Source organism: Bradyrhizobium huanghuaihaiense, assembly GCF_007830635.1.
Taxonomy (GTDB): Bacteria; Pseudomonadota; Alphaproteobacteria; order Rhizobiales; family Xanthobacteraceae; genus Bradyrhizobium; species Bradyrhizobium huanghuaihaiense.
Genome location: NZ_VLLA01000020.1, coordinates 99,220 through 117,642 on the forward strand (window position 1 = coordinate 99,220; position 18,423 = coordinate 117,642).

An 18,423-nucleotide genomic window follows, 5' to 3' on the forward strand; every position below is an offset into this window, starting at 1 on the left:
GCATTGTCATGAGCGTGCCGGCCTTCTTCCCGGATGACGGATTCTGTCCCGACCGCACTATCGTAGGGTGGGCAAAGCGAAGCGTGCCCACGGCTTCTGTTGCGGTTAGAGGATAGATGGTGGGCACGGCGCGAGGGCGCCTTTGCCCACCCTACGGGGCTTTTTGTTGAAGCCCGCGCGTGCCGCACACTCCCACCCGCCCCTTGAGGGAGGGTGACAGCCGCGCCGCTACACCTCACCGCTTCTTCCTGTTCGCAAACGCGTTGAACGCAGCCACGGCGTCGTCCGATTTCAACCGCTCGCCGAACAGATGGGCCTCCTGGTCGATGCGGCGGGTCAAACCCTCCGGCGGGGTGCGCAGCAGTTTGCGCGAGGTCGCGACTGCGTCGGCCGGAAGCCGGCAGATCTCGCGCGCCACCTTGCGCGCCTCGACTTCCGTGTGTCCCGGCGAGACCACGCTGTTGACGAAGCCCGCGGCTTCGGCTTCCGCGGCGGTGAAGGTCCGCCCCATCACCAGCATCGCGAAGGCGCGCTGGTACCCCATCGTGTTCGGCATCAGGAGGCTGGCCGCGCCAACCGGCACGAGCCCGAGCTTGATGTAGGGCGCGGAGAACGTCGCGGCTGTCGAGGCGAGCACGTAGTCGCAATGAAACAGCATCACGGTGCCCATGCCGATCGACGCACCGTCAACGGCTGCGATGATCGGCTTGGTGTTGAGGGCGAGCGAATAGAGAAACTTGGCGCCATTCGACAGCGTCTCCGGCCGCGCCGTGTCGGCATGGAGAAAATCGTCGATATCATCGCCGGCGGTGAACACGCCGGAGCCGCCGGTGATGATCATGCAGCGGATATCGGGATTGTTCTGCGCGGTGTCGATCGCGTGGCTCATCTCCCGGTACATGTCCTGGGTGATCGCGTTCTTCTTGCCCGGACGGCGCAGCGTGATCACGCGCGTTCCACGCTCTTCGGTGACGACGATATTGCCATTCGGCATAAGGACCCCCTGGGCTCGCCGCGACGCGTGACTTTGGCGAGTCTCGCAAACATCAGCCTACATCATCTTGCAGGCGTGCCAATCCGCCCGCGCGACCTTTTCGAAAGCGATTCCGTGAGACCGGCGGATGACACCGCTGTCATGACTGTCTTCCGTCCGGGAGCCGCCGCGCGTCGCGCCGGTTGTATTGTCTTGCACGCTCCATTGCGCATTGCAACAATTGGCTACAATGTTTTGTTTGAAAAACCAGTGGTTGTGAGGCACGATCGTGCCTTCTGCCGTTCCACTTGGCCGACTGCGCGATTGATGGTTGCCGCAACGAGCGTTGACGAATCTTCGCTGTCCTACCGTGGCTGGCGCGTCGTGCTGGCCTGCTTCCTGATGGCCTTCTTCATGTTCGGCTTCGGCCTCTACGGCCAGGGCGTCTATCTCGCCGAGCTTCAGCGCGCCCATGGCTGGCCGGGCACGCTGGTCTCCACGGCCAGCACCTTCTCGTTTCTGTTGACCTCCGTCCTCGTCATTTTCACCGACGATCTGCTTGCCCGCATCGGGCTGCGCTCGCTGATCCTGTGCGGGCTTTCCGCGCTGGGCGCCTCGACCGTGCTGCTGGCGCTGATGCAGACGCCCTGGCAGCTCTATCTCGCCTATGCGCTGATGTCGGTCGGATGGACCGGGATGGGCACCGTGGTGATCGCGACCCTGCTGAATTCCTGGTTCGACCGGCGCCGCGGCCTTGCGCTCAGCCTCGCCTTCAACGGCGCGACCTGCGGCGGCATCATCCTCGTTCCGCTGCTGCTCTCGCTGACCGGCAGCATCGGCTTCCGTTCGGCGATGCTGGCGGCAACGATCGTGATGGTGGTGCTGGTGCTGCCGGTGGTCGTCGGCTTCATCGGTTGGCCTGCCGGAATCTCGCGGGCATCGGATGGACGACCATCCGGTGCCGGCACAGGCGCGCCGGCCCAGTCGCGCAAGGCGCTGCTCGCCAATGCGGCGTTCTGGACCATGGTGCTGCCGATCGCAATCGCGCTGCTGGCGCAGATGGGATTCATCATCCACCAGGTGACGTTCCTCGAACCGCTGATCGGTCGCGCCAATGCTGGCCTTGCGGTGACCATCATGGCCGCGATGGCGGTGGTCGGGCGCCTGTCGCTCGGCCTGTTCGTCGACCGGCTCGATCCGCGGCTTGCCTGTGCGGCGTCGATGACGAGCCAGGCCGCCGCCCTCTTCGTGCTTTTGCAAAGCACGAATCCGACCGTGCTGCTGGCGTGCTGCGCCGTCTACGGCTTCTCGATCGGCAACATGATCACGTTCCCGCCTTTGATCATCCAGCGCGAGCTCGGCTCCGCCGCCTTTGCCGCCGCGATGGGATTGGGCACCTCGATCAGCGGCGTCGTCAGCGCCTTCGGCCCGGGCATCGTCGGCCTCGTGCGCAGCTTTACCGGCACCTATACGACGGCGTTTGCGATGTGTGTGGTGCTGGATCTGGTGGCGGCGGGAATCGTGCTGTGGCGGCCGGGGAAAAGAGCCGATGTCACAGCTTCGTAGCCCGGATGGAGCGCAGCGCAATCCGGGACCATTGTATCCGCGGTGAAGCTTTCCCGGATTTCGCTACGCTCCATCCGGGCTACGCAGGCCTCACTTACCCCAGCAACACCGCATCCGCCGCCGCGACCGAGTCCGCACTCTCCGTCACGGTGCGCTCGAGCGCGCCGGCCTGCACACTGATGTTCTCGGCGAAGAAACGCGCGAGCGAGACGTAGCGCGCGGCGTCGGTATTGCCGTCGGCTTTCGCGGCAAGCGCCTCGGACGCCAGCATGCAGCCGCCGAGCGTCGAGCCGAACTGCTGCAGATAAGGCGTCGCGCCGGCCAATGCCTCGTTCGGTGCCGAGGTGACGCGCTCCAGCAGCCACTTGCTGGTGCGCGTCAACGCCTCCAGCGCCTCGCGCAGCTTGGTGCCGGTGGTGCCGAAGGCGGGATCGTTGGAGGCTTCGACCTGCTTCACGACGGCCGAGAGCTCGTCGAGCAGCGCCCACACGGCAGCACCGCCATTGGCCGCCAGCTTGCGCGTGACCAGGTCGATCGCCTGGATGCCGTTGGTGCCCTCATAGATCGCGGTGATACGCGCGTCGCGATAATGCTGCGCGGCGCCCGTTTCCTCGATGAAGCCCATGCCGCCATGCACCTGCACCCCGAGATAGGCGACCTCGTTGCCGATGTCGGTGGAATAGCCCTTGGCCATCGGCGTGAGCAGCGCCGCGCGCGCGGCGGCGTCGGCGCGCACCTTCGGATCCTTGGCGCGCAGGGAGACGTCGAGCGCGACGGCGGTGGCGTAGCAGATGGTGCGCGCGGCGGCGGTCTGTGCTCGCATCCGCATCAGCATGCGCTTGACGTCGGGATGGACGAAGATCGCGTCCGAGCCTTCGCCCTTCTTGCCGACCGCGCGGCCCTGCTTGCGCTCCTGCGCATAGGACAACGCCTGCTGATAGGCGCGATCGGCGACACCGACGCCCTCGAGGCCGACGCCGAGGCGGGCCTGGTTCATCATCGTGAACATGCAGCGCATGCCCTGGTTCTCTTCGCCGATCAGGAAACCGATCGCGCCGCCATGATCGCCCATGGTCATGGTGCAGGTGGGCGAGGCATGCATGCCGAGCTTGTGCTCGACGCCGCTGGCAAAGATGTCGTTGCGCTTCCCGAGCGAGCCGTCTGCATTGACCATGAATTTCGGCACGAGGAAGAGCGAGATCCCCTTGGTCCCCGCGGGCGCGTCCGGCAGGCGCGCCAGCACGAAATGCACGATGTTGTCGGTCATGTCGTGCTCGCCATAGGTGATGAAGATCTTCGTCCCCTTGATGCGATAGGTACCGTCGGGCTGCTTCTCGGCGCGGGTGCGCAGCGCGCCGACATCGGAGCCGGCCTGCGGCTCGGTCAGCTGCATGGTGCCGGTCCATTCGCCGGTGACGAGCTTTTCGAGATAGATCGTCTTCAGCTCGTCGCTGCCGTGCGCATCCAGCGCCTCGATCGCCGAGGCCGTCAGCAGCGGGCAGAGGCCGAAGGCGACGTTGGCGGCGCTCCAGATCTCGGTGCAGGCGGCGTTGATCGCCATCGGCAGGCCCTGGCCGCCGAAATCCTCAGGTCCCGACACCGCGTTCCAGCCGCCCTCGGTCCAGCGCTTGTAGGCATCGGGCCAGCCCGGCGCGGTCGTGACCTTGCCGTCGTCGAGCTTGATACCGTGCTCGTCGCCGATCTTGTTGAGCGGCGCCAGCACGTCGGTTGCGAACTTGCCGGCCTCCTCGAGCACGGCGGCCGCAATGTCGGCGTCGAAATCGCCGTAATGGCCGGCTTCCACCGCCGCCTTCAGGCCGGCGCCATGGTTGAGCGACAGCAGCATGTCAGAGATCGGCGCGCGGTAGGTCATGGTTCACTCCCCGGGGACTGGTCTTGGCCGCGGTATTCCCATGAAATGCCGGCGGTCTCAACTGCCCCGAGGCTGAACGGATCGGCTCCGGAACAGCGCCTGCGCCCGGACTCTATTATATAGAGTGTGGCGCCGCCGATCCCGTGGCTGTGGTATTTTGCCCCTCCAGGCGGTTGAAATGCCGTGCCGCACCCTATAGACCGACTGCGACCCGAGGGAATCTGCGGTAGCCGGTTCTTCCGCCGTCTCGAGGTCGCCTGATGGGGCGTAGCCAAGCGGTAAGGCAGCGGATTTTGATTCCGCCATTCGGAGGTTCGATCCCTCCCGCCCCAGCCAGATTGCCCGCCCAGCCTGAAATTGCTCGCGAAACCGGCCTGGCTGGGGAGCTGATGTCGGTGAGCGACCGTGCTGGACGCGCTGCTAGCCTACACCCGTGACAATTGGCGCCTGTCGCTAACAAGGGCCTGCGCGCGGACCGGCTTCCAGGCTCGGCGAGAGCCACACGCTGTCCATCCCGACGCTCGCCGCCGTGTCGGCGATGGAGCAGGGCGGGCCGTCGGACCCGCATCTCGCGGCGCAGGTCCTTTCCCCGGCCCTGCGCACCTCGCCGTTTCATCGCCTGCCGGCGCGACGGACCGGAAGCGATCGCTGCATAGAGGTCGCTCGGGACAATCAGCTCGGCATCGCAGGGCAGCACATCCGCATTGAAGATCTCCTCGCATACGCGCAGGGCCTTGGCCAGGTGGTTATCTTCCGCACTGGAAGCGGCGCTTGGTCACGTTGAACCGGCTAACTTCTTGAGAGGAGAGATGATTGAAAGCTCCGTGATTGCAAGCGGCTACGCAGCCGTCCAGCCTCCATCCATCGAGAGGTTGGCGCCCGTGATCTGGGCGGCGTCGTCGCTGCACAGGAACAGGGCGAGCGAAGCGACCTGCTCGACAGTGACGAACTCCTTGGTCGGCTGCGCTGCGAGCAGGACATCGCTGATCACCTCATCTCTTCGCATGCGGCGGGCGGCCATCGTGTTCGGAATCTGCTTCTCCACGAGCGGCGTCCAGACGTAGCCGGGGCTAATGCAGTTGCAGGTGATCTTCGACCGGGCGAGCTCCAGCGCCACGGTCTTGGTGAGTCCTGCGATGCCGTGCTTGGCCGCGACATAGGCCGATTTGAAGGGCGAGGCGACCAGCGAATGCGCCGAGGCCGTGGTGATGATGCGGCCCCAGCCGCGCTTCTTCATGGCTGGTACCGCCGCGCGGATGGCATGGAAGGCGGCGGACAGGTTGATGGCGATGATCGCATCCCACTTCTCGGCGGGAAAGTCCTCGATCGGCGAAACGTGCTGGATGCCGGCATTATTGACCAGGATGTCAACGCTGCCGAGCGTCGCTTCGCCGAGAGCGATGAGCTCGGCAACCTCGTTCGGCTTCGTCATGTCCGCGGGCGAGTAGATGGCCCTAACCGCGAAAGCGCGCTCGATCGCAGCGCGTTCATTCTCGATATCGGCGGGCGCGCCCATGCCATTCATCACGACATTGGCGCCCGCCTTGGCGAAGGCCTGGGCGCAGGCGAGGCCAATGCCGCTGGTCGAGCCGGTGACGACAGCCGTCTTACCGTTCAGAATTCCCATCTCGTGCACTTTCCTTGTAACATAGCAACCAGAACCGAGCTGCGCGGCGCGCATTTTGACTTAGAAGACCAGAGCTCTCTCACCGGCTCGAATCGAGCCGCGAGCCGGCTGGTGCAGATAGTCATGCACCACCGTCCCGAGACCGAGCGTGAGGTCGGCGCGGATGTGGACGGCTGAGACGATCTCCAGAACCGGCAGTTCGGCGACGGGCGCCAAGGCGTGTGGCGTCAGGTCCAGGGCCGCCGGCCCGGTCCATGCACCTTTCAGCACGATGTCCTCGAGATGATATTGAACGAGCTCGCAGACGCGCGGGCTGCCGTCGACGTGCGGAATGATCTTGAGCAGGAAGTTCGGCTCGTTAAGCGCAGCCTTGACCTTCGCCAGATCGGCCTCGCAGTGCTTGTAGCCCATCGTCCCCGTGGCGACCCGGAGCGGGCCGTAATCCAGCGTGCCGATCAGCGTGTCGATCTCGGTTCGCAACGTCGGCTGCGCGAGCTTCTTCGGAAAGCCCCATAGCTCGCGTCCGCCCGCAATGGGTCCTTCGTCGTTGAGGAACATGCAATGGGTATAGCCGCCCTTGCGTCCGCGGAAGGAGACGGGGATGACCTGTCCGCTTTCCGTATAGTCGCCAAAGCCGTTGGAATCGGGCATCCGGATGAACTCGTATTTGACGAGAGCTTCTCGCTCGTCGACCTCGAGCGGCCCCGGAACGACGGCTCGAAGCTTGGCCGGATCGGTGCGGTAGGTGATGATCAGGTATTCGCGATCGACGAACCGGTAGGGCCCGGGCGGATAGGCCGGGCTGGTCAGCGGCATGGCGAAAGCACGTTGTTTCACATCAGTCTCGCGCATTTGCGTTCTCTCCAGGCGATGAGATTGGGCTACTCGCGGCCGTCATGTTCGAGATCGAAGGTGAAGACCCCGTCGGGGCTCGAAGGTCGAGCGAGCACCTCGGGATGGCGCAGGGTGCGCAGTGCATCGTGATAGCCGGCTTGCCAATGGTCCTGCATCGACAGGCGCGAGAACTCGTAATCCTTGGAGTGCCCCTCGTGATTACGTGCGCGATAGATCAGATGGACGATGCTGTAGACTTTCCGCGAGACCGCCGTGCTGAGCAGTTTCACGGTCTCATGCTGACTGAGATCGTCGGGCAGCCTCCTCAATAGATCCGTGAGTGCGCGCCGCAGGCGCTGCACATGCTTGAACTGGTCGGTGCTGGCGCGCGTGCGGCTCGAATACTGGATTTCCTTGTGCCGCGTGACGACCTCAGCCATGTTGCGGGGAAGTTGACCGCGCGCGCTCCAGAGGTCGACCTGGAATGCGAGCATGTCCTGCGGGGCATCAGATTCGATCACCCATTGCAGCGGCGTATTGGAGACGAGACCGCCGTCCCAATAGTGCTCGCCCTCGATCTCCACCGCCGGAAAGCCCGGAGGCAGCGCGCCGCTCGCCATGATGTGCTCCGGCCGGATCGTATGGGTCGTGTTGTCGAAATAGACGAAATTACCGGTTCTGACGTTGACCGCGCCGGCGCTGAAGCGCGTCAGCCCGCTATTTAGCCGATCGAAATCGACCAGGCGCTCCAGCGTGGTCTTGAGCGCGCGCGTGTCATAGATGCTGGTCGCATCGCTGGCTCCGCCGGGCTGCAGCCAGGGCAGGACGGGACGGGCGGAGAAGAATCCGGTGGCGCCACACGTGGCCGCAAGACCGGCGCTCATCTGGTTGATGAGGTTGCGCGTATTGTCGCTCCGCGTCCAATCCAGGAAAGGATTGCCGGACCAATCCCAGGGCGCGGTCGAGGTGACCTGGGTCCAAAAATCGCGCAGGCGGTCAACACGGGACTCGGGCGGATTGCCGGCGATGATGGCGGCATTGATAGCTCCGATCGAGATGCCAGCAACCCAGTCGGGATGAATGCTGGCTTCGGCCAGGGCTTCATAGACGCCGGCCTGATAGGCGCCGAGCGCACCGCCGCCTTGCAACAGCAGCGCTATGCACTCGAAGGGAAGCTGCCGTTGTGCAGATGAGAACTGTGATCGAGGCTGGAAGTTCATGGCGAGTGTGCTCTTTGGTTGCTGATGAACATGCTCGTGTTAATGGCGACTGGTGTCTTGCTTTCCGACCTCGGGAGGCTCGAGCAGCACCTCTTTCAAATTGTCCCCGGAGGCGACGACGATCACGAAGTTGAGTTTGCCGTCCTGTCGGATCAGTCCGCCGGCCAGCGCGCTGCCGGCTGCCGCTTTCTCGGCGACCTCTACGGCATCGGACAATTCCGGCTTGATCCATTTCAAGGCGACGATGTTGGCGAGGTCGTCCCGATCGAGCTCCTTCAGCGACGACGTCGTCTCTTTGCCCGTGATACTTCCGGTATTTGCGTCGATGGCGTTCTCCCACACGTGCTCATTCCGGATCGTGCGAACGCGGTAGACGGGCGGGCCGTCCACCTCGAAGCTGATGTCGGCCGTCTTCGAGCCGTCATGCAGGCGCTCTGCGATCGTCATCGCCCGGCCGAGCGGGATGCGGGTGGCGCGGAACTCTGTGAGCACGCGTTGGATCGCGGCCTCTTCGGTCTGGCCCTGCGCGCTCGCGCTTCGGCTGTCTGCATCCGCAGATTTTTGAACGTCGGCGACGGCGGCAGTCGCGGCGAGCGTGGCGAACCACATGATCAGGGCAAACAAATGCTGCTTCGACATTGGATTAATCTCGGTCTGGTTGGTCAATCGCCTGCGAGGGCCGTGTGAGCGACAAAGATCTCCTTGTCGGAGAGCGTGGGCGGCGACTGGTTGGTATCGATCACGACGCGCTCCGGCCCCTTCACGTCAGAGTGGATGCGGATCGGAGGCCGCGCAGGATCCGGCTCCGCGAAGCGGCTTGGCAGTTGGGCCGGGAGCACCCAACTGGTCACCCAAAGCAAGCAGAGCAGGGCGCCGCCGACCGACAGAAAATAGCCGCGCAAGGGAAGAGCGGCGTCGGTCGATCGGCTCGCGCGCATGAACATGGCGGATCGTCGGCTCATGACGTGCGGCTCCTGAAAACGGCGTCTGTCCGTATCATTGTCAGATACTCCACGGGCGCGGATGCCGGCGCGCACGTTCGGCATCGAGATAGCCGCGCTCGTCGAGCCATTCGGTCGGACAATAGGCTGCGGCCGTCGGATCGATCGTGAGTCCGTCACGCTGGAGCGCTGCCCGTGTTCCGGTCCTACCAGTCCACACGACCTCGCCGCTGGTCGGATTCACTTCCATCCCATCAAAGACTTCAATGAAGTTCAGCATCTCGGGTCCCGTCCTCCTTCACGCCGTGCGCGTGAGGCGGTCGATTTCGTCAGGCGCAACGCCTCTGCGCGCGAGTTCGGACTCGATCACGTCGAACACGCATTCGACCGGCGCGATCCAGATGTTGACCCAGTAGATGATGCAGTCGCGGGCGATCAGCAGGGCCGGTGTCATGCGACCGCCCTCCGATCCAGTCGAACAGCGCTGTTCTGGCCTGTGGCGAGCGTATGAGCCCACGCGATCATCGCGATCGTGATGCCAAGCAGGAGGCTCAGGGCCACGAGGCACAAGGCGACAATCGCGTTCAGCGATGCGGCGGCGAGGCCGGGCAACGGATTTTCGCGCATCAACGCGAACAGCAGTGTTGACATTCCGCGTCTCCTTAATAAAATACACCGTATAGTTCATATAAATCACGCGCCACGGCCGGAGTCAAGACGAGTGCGTCACAAGCGCGTGTGCAGACCGAGGGGCGAGGCCCCGCCAGGTTCACCAGAAGTCTCGAGCAGAGAAAGGATCTGACATGACGAAATCGATGCCGGCGTTGTTCGCAGCGGCCGTAGTCGCGCTTGGCAGCGCAGCAGCTTTTGCCCAGGAGAACCGGGGGACACCGGAGCAGCGGGCGGCCTGCACGCCCGACGCCTTTCGTCTGTGCAGCGCCTACATTCCCGACCCATCGGGAGTCGAAGCCTGTCTGCGGCTAAGGAAGTCGGATCTGAGCGAAGGCTGTAAAGCAGTCTTCGAGCAGGCATCCACCGGATCAAGCAAGGGCAGATGAAGAGCGAAGTTGCGGCTGATGTGCCCGGCGCTGCCCTGAACCACATCCGCACTGCAACAGGACACAGGAGCGATCTTATGAGCACGGTGTACATACCGGCCCTGGCTGCCTTCGGCGGCTCTGCGATCGGTGCGGTCTCGACGATCGTCAGTGGATGGTTTAGCGGACGACGAAGGCGTCGCGAGCGTCATCATGCCCGCTCGTTCACGAAGCGCGAACAATTGTACCATAGCTTCATCGAGGAGGCGTCGCGGCTCTATGCCGATGCCCTGGTCAATGATCAGGCCGAAATCCCGCAACTGGTCAGCCTCTATACGCTGGTCGGACGCATGCGGATCTTGTCGAGCAACGACGTCGTTCAGGCCGCCGAGAGAGCCGGGCACCTGATCATCGAAGCGTATCTCTCGCCAAATCGCACATTCGTCGATCTCCCCAGATTCATCGAGGAAATGGATCCCTTGCGCGATTTCGGAGAAGCCTGCCGCCGCGAGCTGATGAACCTTCCGGCGCACTGAGAGACGTTATGCGCGAGCAGATTGACGACCGAATGACGAGCGCCCGCCGCAAGATCGTGCAGGCCGCCATCCATCTCTATGGCGAGATGGGCCACACCAAGACCACCGTCGCCGACATCGCGCGGAGCTTGTCGATGTCCTCAACCAACGTCTATCGATTCTTTCCCTCAAGACGGGCGATCGAGGAAGCTGTGGTGGCCGAGGTGCTCGAGGAGACAGTCAGTGTGGCGGCTGAAGCGGCCCGCGCCAGTGGGCCAGCGTTACGGCGCCTGGCCGCAATCCTGAAGGCCATCGCCGACTGCAATGAAGGTCGACCGGCGAAGCATCGACGACTGCAAGACCTGATAACTCTGGCCGTCCGTCAGAACTGGACGGTCGTCCTCACCTACGACGACAGGATCCGAGGGCTGGTGCGACCGATCATCGGCGCTGGGCAAGCACGCGGAGAACTGCAGGGCGGCAGTCCGATGGCGCTGACCTGCTGCCTGCTGGAAGCCATGGATGTCCATCTCAATCCTTCGCGGGTCGGAGCCGCGACGCTGCGGCCAAGCTTCGACGAGATGTTGAGATTTTGTACGGGCGCTTTGCGTCGCACGCCATTCCTGCAGCCGGCCGAGATGACAGCTCACGTGCAGCTCAAGGCTGCCGGCTAATGCGAATGCTTCCAAGCCACGTCTAAAGAAGACAGCTAGTACGACCAGTCCGTCTCGCAGGCTGCCAGGAAAAAGCCGACGCGCTCGCGCACGAAGCCGGGAAGCTCCTTCTTCAGGTCTTTCGGCGTCTCGCCGACGAGCGACCGGAACAGCATCGGCAGCAGAATGAGGTCGAGAAAGATCTGCGCTGTAGCGCGGCTTCGCTTGGCGCTGAAAGGGCCCCTCGGGGTGCGAGCGAGCTTCTGCGTGGCGTCGTCAAGCAGCTGAGACACCGCGGCCAGGGAGCGATCGCGCGCAGCGTCGTGAACGTTGCGGCTCAGTTCGGGGAACCGCTGCGATTCCGCGATCGTCGCGCGCACCATGCCCAGCGATTCCTCGACCACCCTTTCGACAATGGCTGTCCCGAGGCTCATCAACTTGTCCTCGATGGTGCGGCCTTCGGGCGAGAAGCCCTCGAAGTCCGTCAACCCGTCGATGGTGCGGGCCACCACCGCCGCGAACAACGCTTCCTTGCCGGGGAAGTGGGCGTAGATCGTCGGCTTGCTCGCGGGAGCGAGCTCGGAAATGTCGTCGATGCTGGCGCTGCGGTAGCCCTTCTCCAGAAACAGCTGCTGGGCCGCATCGAGAATTCGCTCCTGTGCGTCGCCGGCAAGATCCTTGGGCGGTCTGCCTCGCTTCGTCTTCTTCATTCTTGAACCTCCGAAATCACGAGTCTGTGCGCGTTGCTTTCCCACTTGACATGGCTCGCGAAGAAAGGCAACAAAAAGAAAATATACGGTATAGTTTATTATTTCGTCAGGCCCCACGTTCCCGAGCTTGGCGAGCGCCCCCAAACGATCGGGGTCGCACAGGTGAAGCGTTCTACCCCGATCGTCCGAGCCCAATGAGGAGAATGTCGTGACTGTTTTGAGCCCAGCCCCGTCCGGCTTGCAGGAGGGCGTGCTGCTACGCGAGCTGAATCGCAGGGTCACCAACGGCGTTGCCTTCGCCATCGACCTGGTCTCCGCCGCCGCCATCCGGGTCGAGGAGACGGAAGCCAAGTGCGCGCTCAGCGATGTCGTCGAGCTGCTGCATGGCTACGCCGATCTGCATCGTGCGTTGGCCATGCCCGCGGGTGAAACGCTGATCCACGCCGCGACCTACATTCGCAAGCTGGGCTGTGGCATGCGCCGGGCACTCCTGGACCGGATGAACATTCAGCTGGCATTCGCGACCCAGTCCCTCGCGCTTGAGCCGGAGCGCTGCTGGCATCTGGGGCTGATCGTCCATGAGCTCGTGATGCACGCGGCAAGACACGCGTGTTTCGACGCCCGGGCCGGGCAGATCAGGATCAAGCTGACGCGTACCGGTGCGCTGGTGAACTGCGTGATCCTGGACAACGGCTCGCGTCCCGCGCGGGAGACTTCGGACCGCGAATTGCGAATTGCCAGGGATATCGCGCGGGCGCTCGACGGCCGGATCGAGCAGGGTTTCGGCGCCGAATTCACCTCGATTGTCCTCTCGTTCCCACTGACCGAGCGCGAACGGGGCGCAAACTGTTCAATCGCAACGCGCCAGATGAGGGCTCCGCGCCGCACGAGAGCCACCGCTTCGAACGAAGCAGTGCTCACGGCAAGCGCAGAGGCCGATCAGCGTGGGCCCACCGTTGAGACAGATGCCTTTGCGGGACTACTGCGCCAACAAGAACGCGAAATGGTCGTCCCCCGCCAATCCGCCGATGCGCTGGGCGGGCTGTTGTCACCTTCCCATCATACGGACGCGCCATGACAAACCGATCTCCCAATCCGATCCGTCTTCTTCGAACGCCACATGCAGCGAAGTGCGTCGCAGCGGCCGTGCTTGTCAGCATTGCGCTGGCCGGTTGCAACGATCACGCGGCGCAGACGACCACACGGGCAACGCTAGTCCGGACCACGATCGTGCAGCCGCGCGACCGGCAAGCCTCCCTCACGTTGACGGGAGAGGTCCAGGCGCGCTTCCGTGCCGATCTTTCGTTCCGCGTCAGCGGACGGGTGATCGCTCGCACCGTGGACGTTGGTGCTCACGTCAACAAGGACGACGTCCTCGCCCGGCTCGATCCGGCCGAGCAACAGGCCGATGTCGATGCTGCGACAGCGGCAGTGGCCTCGGCCGAAGCCCAACTGCGCGTGGCGAAGGCAACGTTCGAGCGGCAGAAAGCGCTGATCGCAAGCGGCTTCACCACCCGGACCGTTTACGACCAGGCCCAGGAAGGTTTACGAACCGCAGAGGGCGTGCTGGAAGCGGCCAAGGCGCAGCTTGGCACTTCGCGGGATGCGCTTGGCAATACCGTCCTGCGCGCTGAAGCCGACGGTCTCATTACCGCACGAAATCTCGAGGTCGGCCAGATCGTTCCGGCTGCTCAACCCGTGTTCTCGCTTGCTCAGGACGGGGAGCGGGATGCCATCTTCGAGGTCTACGAATCCGTCTTCCTTGGCCAGACCGACAGCCGCCGCGTGACGCTGGCGCTGGTCTCCGATCCCGGCGTGGCAGCAGCGGGTGAGGTCAGAGAGATTTCACCGGCCATCGACGCGAAGAGCTCCACGATCCGCGTCAAAGTGTCCATCGAGAACCCGCCGGCTGCGATGACGCTGGGCAGCGCCGTCTCGGGAACGGTGAAGGCGACAGCTCAGAAGGAGATCACCTTGCCTTGGAGCGCGCTGGTGGCCGCGGGCAGGAAGCCTGCCGTCTGGACCGTCGACCCGAAAACGCAGACAGCGTCGCTGAAGCCCGTCTCGGTCGGCGCCTATGAAGCCGGTCAGGTGCTGATCAAGGGAGGCCTCGAGCCCGGCGAGCGCGTCGTCGTCGACGGCGGCAAGCTTCTGAGCGTCGGCCAGTCAGTCACTGAAGAGGGAGGTCAGTCATGAAGCGACAGGTCATGATGATCGCTGGCACGCTCGCGGCGGCCTCGTTGCTCACCGGATGTCAGCAGGAGACGAACGCGCCGGAGCCCATGCGCCCCGTGCTCTCGATGGTGGCCAAGCCGAACAGCGGTGACAGCACGGTTGCCGTCGGCGTCGTCGAGCCGCGCTATAAAACCAACCTTGGCTTTCGCGTGCTCGGACGGCTGACTTCGCGTCCGGTCTACGTTGGCGACATCGTCAGCGAAGGACAAATCATCGGGACGATTGATCCCACCGCACTCGATCTCACCGTTCGCGCGGCGAAAGCTCAACTTGCGAAGGCCGAGGCGCAGCTCGCGACGGCCAAGGCCACGGAGGAGCGGCAACGCACGCTCATCACCAGCGATGCGACCACCAGGCAGACGCTGGACAATGCCGAACAGGCCCGCGCCGGCGCCGAAGCAAGCGTCGCGCAGGAGCAGGCGAACCTGACCAAGGCGATCGAGCAACTCGGCTATGCCCAGATCAAGGCCGACTTCGGCGGCGTCGTCACCGCTGTCGGCGCGGAGGTCGGCCAGGTGGTCTCGCCCGGTCAAACCGTGGTGACGGTTGCGCGGCCGGACATTCGGGAGGCGGTCGTCGATATCGGGGAAGAGCTCCCTGTCCCCCTCGAAGCCGGTCTTCCGTTCAGCGTCAGTCTGCAGCTTCTTCCCGCCGTTCAGGTCGAAGGCAGGATTCGCGAAATCGCGCCGCAAGCCGATCCGGTGACACGGCTGCGGCGCGTCCGGATTGCGCTCGACAACCCGCCCGAAAGCTTCCGTCTCGGCGCGACCGTCATGGCAAAGCTCGGCAAGGACCAGAGCAAGGACTTGCGCCTGCCCGCATCAGCTGTGCTCGCCAAGGACGGCGCCGATTTCGTCTGGGTGGTCGATCAGTCCGCCGGCACCGTCTCTCTGCAGAAGATCGATGGTGTCGCCGAACCGGCGGGCATCCGCGTCACCGGCGGGCTTGCTGCAGGCACCCGCGTCGTCACCGCCGGAATTCACAGCCTCAAGCCGGGACAGCACGTCCGCTTCGAACAGGATCAAGAGCCATGAAGTCGTTCAACCTCTCCGACTGGGCGCTCGGCCATCGCTCGCTCGTCTGGTATTTCATGATCGCCTTCATGGCGGCCGGCCTGTTTGCATATCTCCAGCTGGGACGACAGGAGGATCCTGACTTCACCATCAAGACCATGGTGATCCAGGCGCAGTGGCCGGGCGCCTCGCCCGAGGAGATGACGCGCCAGGTCACCGACCGGATCGAGAAGAAGCTGGAGGAGCTGGAATCGCTCGACTACACCAAGAGCGTGACGGTCGCGGGTCAGACCACCGTCTTCGTCTACTTGCGCGATTCGACCAAGGCGGCCGATGTCAAGCCGACCTGGGTGCGCGTCCGCAACATGATCGCAGACATCAGGGGCGATTTCCCGCAAGGCGTGATCGGACCCGGTTTCAACGACCGCTTCGGTGACGTCTTCGGCAACGTCTATGCCTTCACCAGCGACGGCTTGAGCCAGCGACAGCTCCGCGATCAGGTCGAGGACATCCGCGCCAAGGTGCTGACCGTGCCCGATGTCGGCAAGGTCGACATTCTCGGTGCTCAGGACGAGGTCATTTATCTCGAATTCTCCACCCGCAAGATCGCTGCGCTCGGCCTCGATGTCCACGCCATCATGAATTCGCTCCAGGGCCAGAATGCGGTTGCGCCCTCCGGCGTGTTCCAGGAGGGGCCGGAGCGGATCAGCGTCCGTGTGAATGGCCAGTTCACATCGGAGGCTAGCCTTAAGGCAGTCAATCTCCGCATCAATGATCGCTTCTTCCCGTTGACCGATGTTGCGACCATCACGCGCGGCTACGCTGATCCGCCATCAACGTTGTTCAGATACAACGGTCAGCCCGCGATTGCGCTTGCGATCGGCATGAAGTCCGGCGCCAACCTGCTCCAGTTCGGCGAGGCGCTGAAGGAGGAGATGACTGGGATCATCGCCGACCTTCCGATTGGCGTCGGTGTCCACCTCGTTGCCGACCAGCCGGTCGTGGTCGAACATGCCGTTTCGGGCTTCACCGAAGCGCTGTTCGAGGCCGTGATCATCGTGCTCGGCATCAGCTTCCTGAGCCTGGGCTTGCGGGCGGGGCTCGTGGTCGCCATCGCTATTCCGCTCGTGCTCGCGATCACCTTCGTCGTGATGGCCTATTGCGGCATCTCGCTGCAACGCATTTCGCTGGGCGCCCTGATCATCGCGCTTGGCCTGCTGGTCGACGACGCCATGATCGCGGTCGAGATGATGGTGGCGCGGCTCGAGATCGGCGATCCCCTCGAAAAGGCGGCAACCCACGTCTATACGTCGACCGCATTTCCGATGCTGACGGGAACGCTTGTCACCGTGGCCGGCTTCATCCCGATCGGGCTCAACAGCAGCAACGCCGGCGAGTTCACCTTCACCTTGTTCGTGGTGATCGCGGTATCTCTGATCGTCTCTTGGATCGTGGCCGTATTGTTCACGCCGCTTCTCGGCGTCACCATCCTGCCGGCCAGGATGAAAGGACATCACGAGCAGAAGGGCCGCCTGGCGCAGATGTTCGCGCGCCTGCTGCTGTTCTGCATGCGTCACCGCTGGAGTACTGTCGCCGTGACGGCCGGCGCTTTCCTTCTCGCCCTGTTCGGCTTGCAGTTCGTGCAACAGCAGTTCTTCCCCTCGTCCGACCGTGCCGAGCTCGTGATCGATTGGAACCTGCCGCAAAACGCTTCGATCACCGAGACCAATACGCAGATGGCTCGCTTCGAGCGCGAGCAGCTGCAGGGCAATGTTTCGGTTGAGCACTGGTCCACCTTTGTCGGCACCGGTGCGCCGCGCTTCGTGCTGTCGTTCGACCTGCAGACTGCCAACACCTGGTTCGGCCAGCAGGTGATCGTGACCAAAGGCGGCATCGCCGCGCGCGACAAGCTCAAGTCGCAGTTCGAGGATTACTTAAGGAAGACGTTCCCGGGCACCGACACCTACGTCAAGCTGCTCGAGGTCGGCCCTCCCGTGGGACGTCCGGTGCAATACCGCCTGAGCGGCCCCGACATCGCCGAGGTCCGCGACCTCTCGCAGAAGCTTGCAGGCGTCATTCGCAGCAGTCCTGACCTCGGCAACGTGGTGTTCGACTGGATGGAGCCGGCGCGCGTCGTCAAGGTCGATGTGCTCCAGGACAAGGCGCGCCAGCTCGGCGTGACATCGGAAGACATCGCCACCACCCTGAACTCAGTGCTCCAGGGCTCGCCGATCACGCAGGTGCGTGACAGCATCTATCTGGTCAGTGTCACGGGACGAGCGACCGCGCCGGAACGCGCCTCGATCGACACGCTGCGCGACCTGCAGATGACCGGGCTCGGCGGCCAATCGGTGCCGCTGGGGGCCGTCGCCAATCTGCGCTACGAGCTGGAGCAGCCCACGATCTGGCGCCGCGCGCGGATTCCGACGATCACGCTGAAGGCCGCCGTCGTCAGCAACGTTCAGCCGAAAACGGTCGTCGACCAGCTGGCGCCGAAAATAGCGGAATTTGCAAAGCAGCTGCCCGCGGGCTACGCGATCAAGATCGGCGGCTCGGTGGAGGAGAGTGCAAAGAGCCAAGGGCCGATCATCGCCGTCGTTCCGCTGATGCTGTTCGTCATGGCGACCGTGCTGATGGTGCAGCTGCAGAGCTTTTCGCGCCTGTTCCTGGTGTTCGCGGTCGCGCCGCTCGCCCTGATCGGCGTCGTCATGGCCATGCTGCCGAGCGGGGCGCCGCTGGGCTTCGTTGCGATCCTCGGCGTGCTCGCCCTCATTGGCATCCTGGTCCGAAACTCCGTGATCCTGATCGTGCAGATCGAGGATCTAAAGAAGGAGGGGAGGCCGGCCTGGGATGCGGTCGTGGAAGCAACCGAGCACCGCATGCGGCCGATCCTGCTCACGGCCGCCGCCGCAAGTCTGGCGCTCATTCCAATCGCGCGCGAGATTTTCTGGGGCCCGATGGCCTATGCCATGATGGGCGGCATCATCGTCGGCACGCTCCTGACGCTCCTGTTTCTGCCGGCGCTCTATGTGGCGTGGTTCAGAATCCGTCCTGACCGTGCAAGTGGATCGCCTGCCCATGAACCCGAAGCTGATGCGCAGGAAGCGCCAGCCGAACAGACCGCCACTCACCACGCACCTGAGCCTGAGCTCGAGGTCCAGATCTAGCACGGAGACGACGATGCTTTCGAAGACGCTATCAACCTTTGCGGTCGCTGTGACTGTCG

The 18,423-nt window shown here is 63.9% G+C and carries 19 protein-coding genes and 1 tRNA gene; 9 read left to right on the top strand and 11 right to left on the bottom strand.

Annotated features, from left to right (window positions below):
• Nucleotides 1-235: 235 nt before the first annotated feature.
• Entirely contained in the window at nucleotides 236-994 is a 759-nt protein-coding gene (locus IQ16_RS31820; RefSeq protein ID WP_018648643.1) for an enoyl-CoA hydratase-related protein, read from the bottom strand.
• Between the two features lie 306 nt (nucleotides 995-1,300).
• On the opposite strand from IQ16_RS31820, the gene IQ16_RS31825 reads away from it, so the two are divergent.
• Nucleotides 1,301-2,539 (top strand): MFS transporter, encoded by a 1,239-nt coding sequence (locus IQ16_RS31825; protein WP_020608168.1) that lies wholly within the window; start codon nucleotides 1,301-1,303, stop codon nucleotides 2,537-2,539.
• A gap of 94 nt (nucleotides 2,540-2,633) precedes the next feature.
• On the opposite strand, the gene IQ16_RS31830 is transcribed toward IQ16_RS31825, so the two are convergent.
• On the bottom strand, nucleotides 2,634-4,412 hold the full coding sequence (locus IQ16_RS31830) for an acyl-CoA dehydrogenase family protein (RefSeq protein WP_018648641.1): 1,779 nt from the start codon (nucleotides 4,410-4,412) through the stop codon (nucleotides 2,634-2,636).
• A gap of 261 nt (nucleotides 4,413-4,673) precedes the next feature.
• Between IQ16_RS31830 and IQ16_RS31835 the strand changes: the two genes are divergently transcribed.
• Nucleotides 4,674-4,748 (top strand) — tRNA-Gln (locus IQ16_RS31835).
• 502 nt (nucleotides 4,749-5,250) lie between these two features.
• Here IQ16_RS31835 and IQ16_RS31840 read toward each other — a convergent pair.
• The 8 genes from IQ16_RS31840 to IQ16_RS31870 are packed head-to-tail and all read right to left on the bottom strand — an operon-like array spanning nucleotide 5,251 to nucleotide 9,685.
• The gene (locus tag IQ16_RS31840; protein ID WP_026312949.1) at nucleotides 5,251-6,039 is read right to left on the bottom strand and encodes a 3-hydroxybutyrate dehydrogenase; all 789 of its coding nucleotides are present in this window, start codon (nucleotides 6,037-6,039) and stop codon (nucleotides 5,251-5,253) included.
• A 60-nt stretch (nucleotides 6,040-6,099) separates the two neighbouring features.
• Nucleotides 6,100-6,891, bottom strand: coding sequence for an acetoacetate decarboxylase (locus IQ16_RS31845; protein WP_018648638.1), 792 nt, complete (start codon nucleotides 6,889-6,891; stop codon nucleotides 6,100-6,102).
• 29 nt (nucleotides 6,892-6,920) lie between these two features.
• A complete protein-coding gene (locus tag IQ16_RS31850) occupies nucleotides 6,921-8,093 on the bottom strand; it encodes a DUF3734 domain-containing protein (RefSeq protein WP_145831955.1) in 1,173 nt (390 codons plus the stop codon).
• A 39-nt stretch (nucleotides 8,094-8,132) separates the two neighbouring features.
• A complete protein-coding gene (locus tag IQ16_RS31855) occupies nucleotides 8,133-8,759 on the bottom strand; it encodes a PepSY domain-containing protein (protein WP_244635940.1) in 627 nt (208 codons plus the stop codon).
• The gene (locus IQ16_RS31860) at nucleotides 8,756-9,037 is read right to left on the bottom strand and encodes a hypothetical protein (RefSeq protein WP_018648635.1); all 282 of its coding nucleotides are present in this window, start codon (nucleotides 9,035-9,037) and stop codon (nucleotides 8,756-8,758) included. The genes IQ16_RS31855 and IQ16_RS31860 overlap by 4 nt, the downstream gene beginning before the upstream one ends.
• A gap of 58 nt (nucleotides 9,038-9,095) precedes the next feature.
• Complete coding sequence (locus tag IQ16_RS31865; protein ID WP_026312948.1) at nucleotides 9,096-9,314, bottom strand: hypothetical protein; 219 nt, start codon at nucleotides 9,312-9,314, stop codon at nucleotides 9,096-9,098.
• Nucleotides 9,315-9,332: 18 nt separating this feature from the next.
• Nucleotides 9,333-9,488 (bottom strand): hypothetical protein, encoded by a 156-nt coding sequence (locus IQ16_RS45925; RefSeq protein ID WP_018648633.1) that lies wholly within the window; start codon nucleotides 9,486-9,488, stop codon nucleotides 9,333-9,335.
• Entirely contained in the window at nucleotides 9,485-9,685 is a 201-nt protein-coding gene (locus IQ16_RS31870) for a hypothetical protein (protein WP_018648632.1), read from the bottom strand. Before IQ16_RS31870 ends, IQ16_RS45925 begins: the two co-directional genes overlap by 4 nt.
• Before the next feature lie 152 nt (nucleotides 9,686-9,837).
• Between IQ16_RS31870 and IQ16_RS31875 the strand changes: the two genes are divergently transcribed.
• Genes IQ16_RS31875 through IQ16_RS31885 form a run of 3 tightly spaced genes read left to right on the top strand, consistent with a single transcriptional unit; the run spans nucleotide 9,838 to nucleotide 11,260 of the window.
• Nucleotides 9,838-10,092, top strand: coding sequence for a hypothetical protein (locus tag IQ16_RS31875; RefSeq protein ID WP_018648631.1), 255 nt, complete (start codon nucleotides 9,838-9,840; stop codon nucleotides 10,090-10,092).
• On the top strand, nucleotides 10,089-10,607 hold the full coding sequence (locus IQ16_RS31880; protein WP_018648630.1) for a hypothetical protein: 519 nt from the start codon (nucleotides 10,089-10,091) through the stop codon (nucleotides 10,605-10,607). The genes IQ16_RS31875 and IQ16_RS31880 overlap by 4 nt, the downstream gene beginning before the upstream one ends.
• 8 nt (nucleotides 10,608-10,615) lie before the next feature.
• Nucleotides 10,616-11,260, top strand: a complete 645-nt coding sequence (locus IQ16_RS31885) for a TetR/AcrR family transcriptional regulator (RefSeq protein WP_018648629.1) — start codon at nucleotides 10,616-10,618, stop codon at nucleotides 11,258-11,260.
• A 35-nt stretch (nucleotides 11,261-11,295) separates the two neighbouring features.
• On the opposite strand, the gene IQ16_RS31890 is transcribed toward IQ16_RS31885, so the two are convergent.
• On the bottom strand, nucleotides 11,296-12,066 hold the full coding sequence (locus IQ16_RS31890; protein WP_430648219.1) for a TetR/AcrR family transcriptional regulator: 771 nt from the start codon (nucleotides 12,064-12,066) through the stop codon (nucleotides 11,296-11,298).
• A 91-nt stretch (nucleotides 12,067-12,157) separates the two neighbouring features.
• Between IQ16_RS31890 and IQ16_RS31895 the strand changes: the two genes are divergently transcribed.
• The 4 genes from IQ16_RS31895 (at nucleotide 12,158) to IQ16_RS31910 (ending at nucleotide 18,364) form a co-directional block, all read left to right on the top strand.
• On the top strand, nucleotides 12,158-13,027 hold the full coding sequence (locus IQ16_RS31895; RefSeq protein WP_244635942.1) for an ATP-binding protein: 870 nt from the start codon (nucleotides 12,158-12,160) through the stop codon (nucleotides 13,025-13,027).
• Nucleotides 13,028-13,095: 68 nt separating this feature from the next.
• On the top strand, nucleotides 13,096-14,145 hold the full coding sequence (locus tag IQ16_RS31900; RefSeq protein WP_018648626.1) for an efflux RND transporter periplasmic adaptor subunit: 1,050 nt from the start codon (nucleotides 13,096-13,098) through the stop codon (nucleotides 14,143-14,145).
• A complete protein-coding gene (locus IQ16_RS31905) occupies nucleotides 14,142-15,218 on the top strand; it encodes an efflux RND transporter periplasmic adaptor subunit (protein WP_018648625.1) in 1,077 nt (358 codons plus the stop codon). Before IQ16_RS31900 ends, IQ16_RS31905 begins: the two co-directional genes overlap by 4 nt.
• Nucleotides 15,215-18,364, top strand: coding sequence for an efflux RND transporter permease subunit (locus IQ16_RS31910; RefSeq protein ID WP_018648624.1), 3,150 nt, complete (start codon nucleotides 15,215-15,217; stop codon nucleotides 18,362-18,364). Before IQ16_RS31905 ends, IQ16_RS31910 begins: the two co-directional genes overlap by 4 nt.
• Nucleotides 18,365-18,423 lie beyond the last annotated feature (59 nt).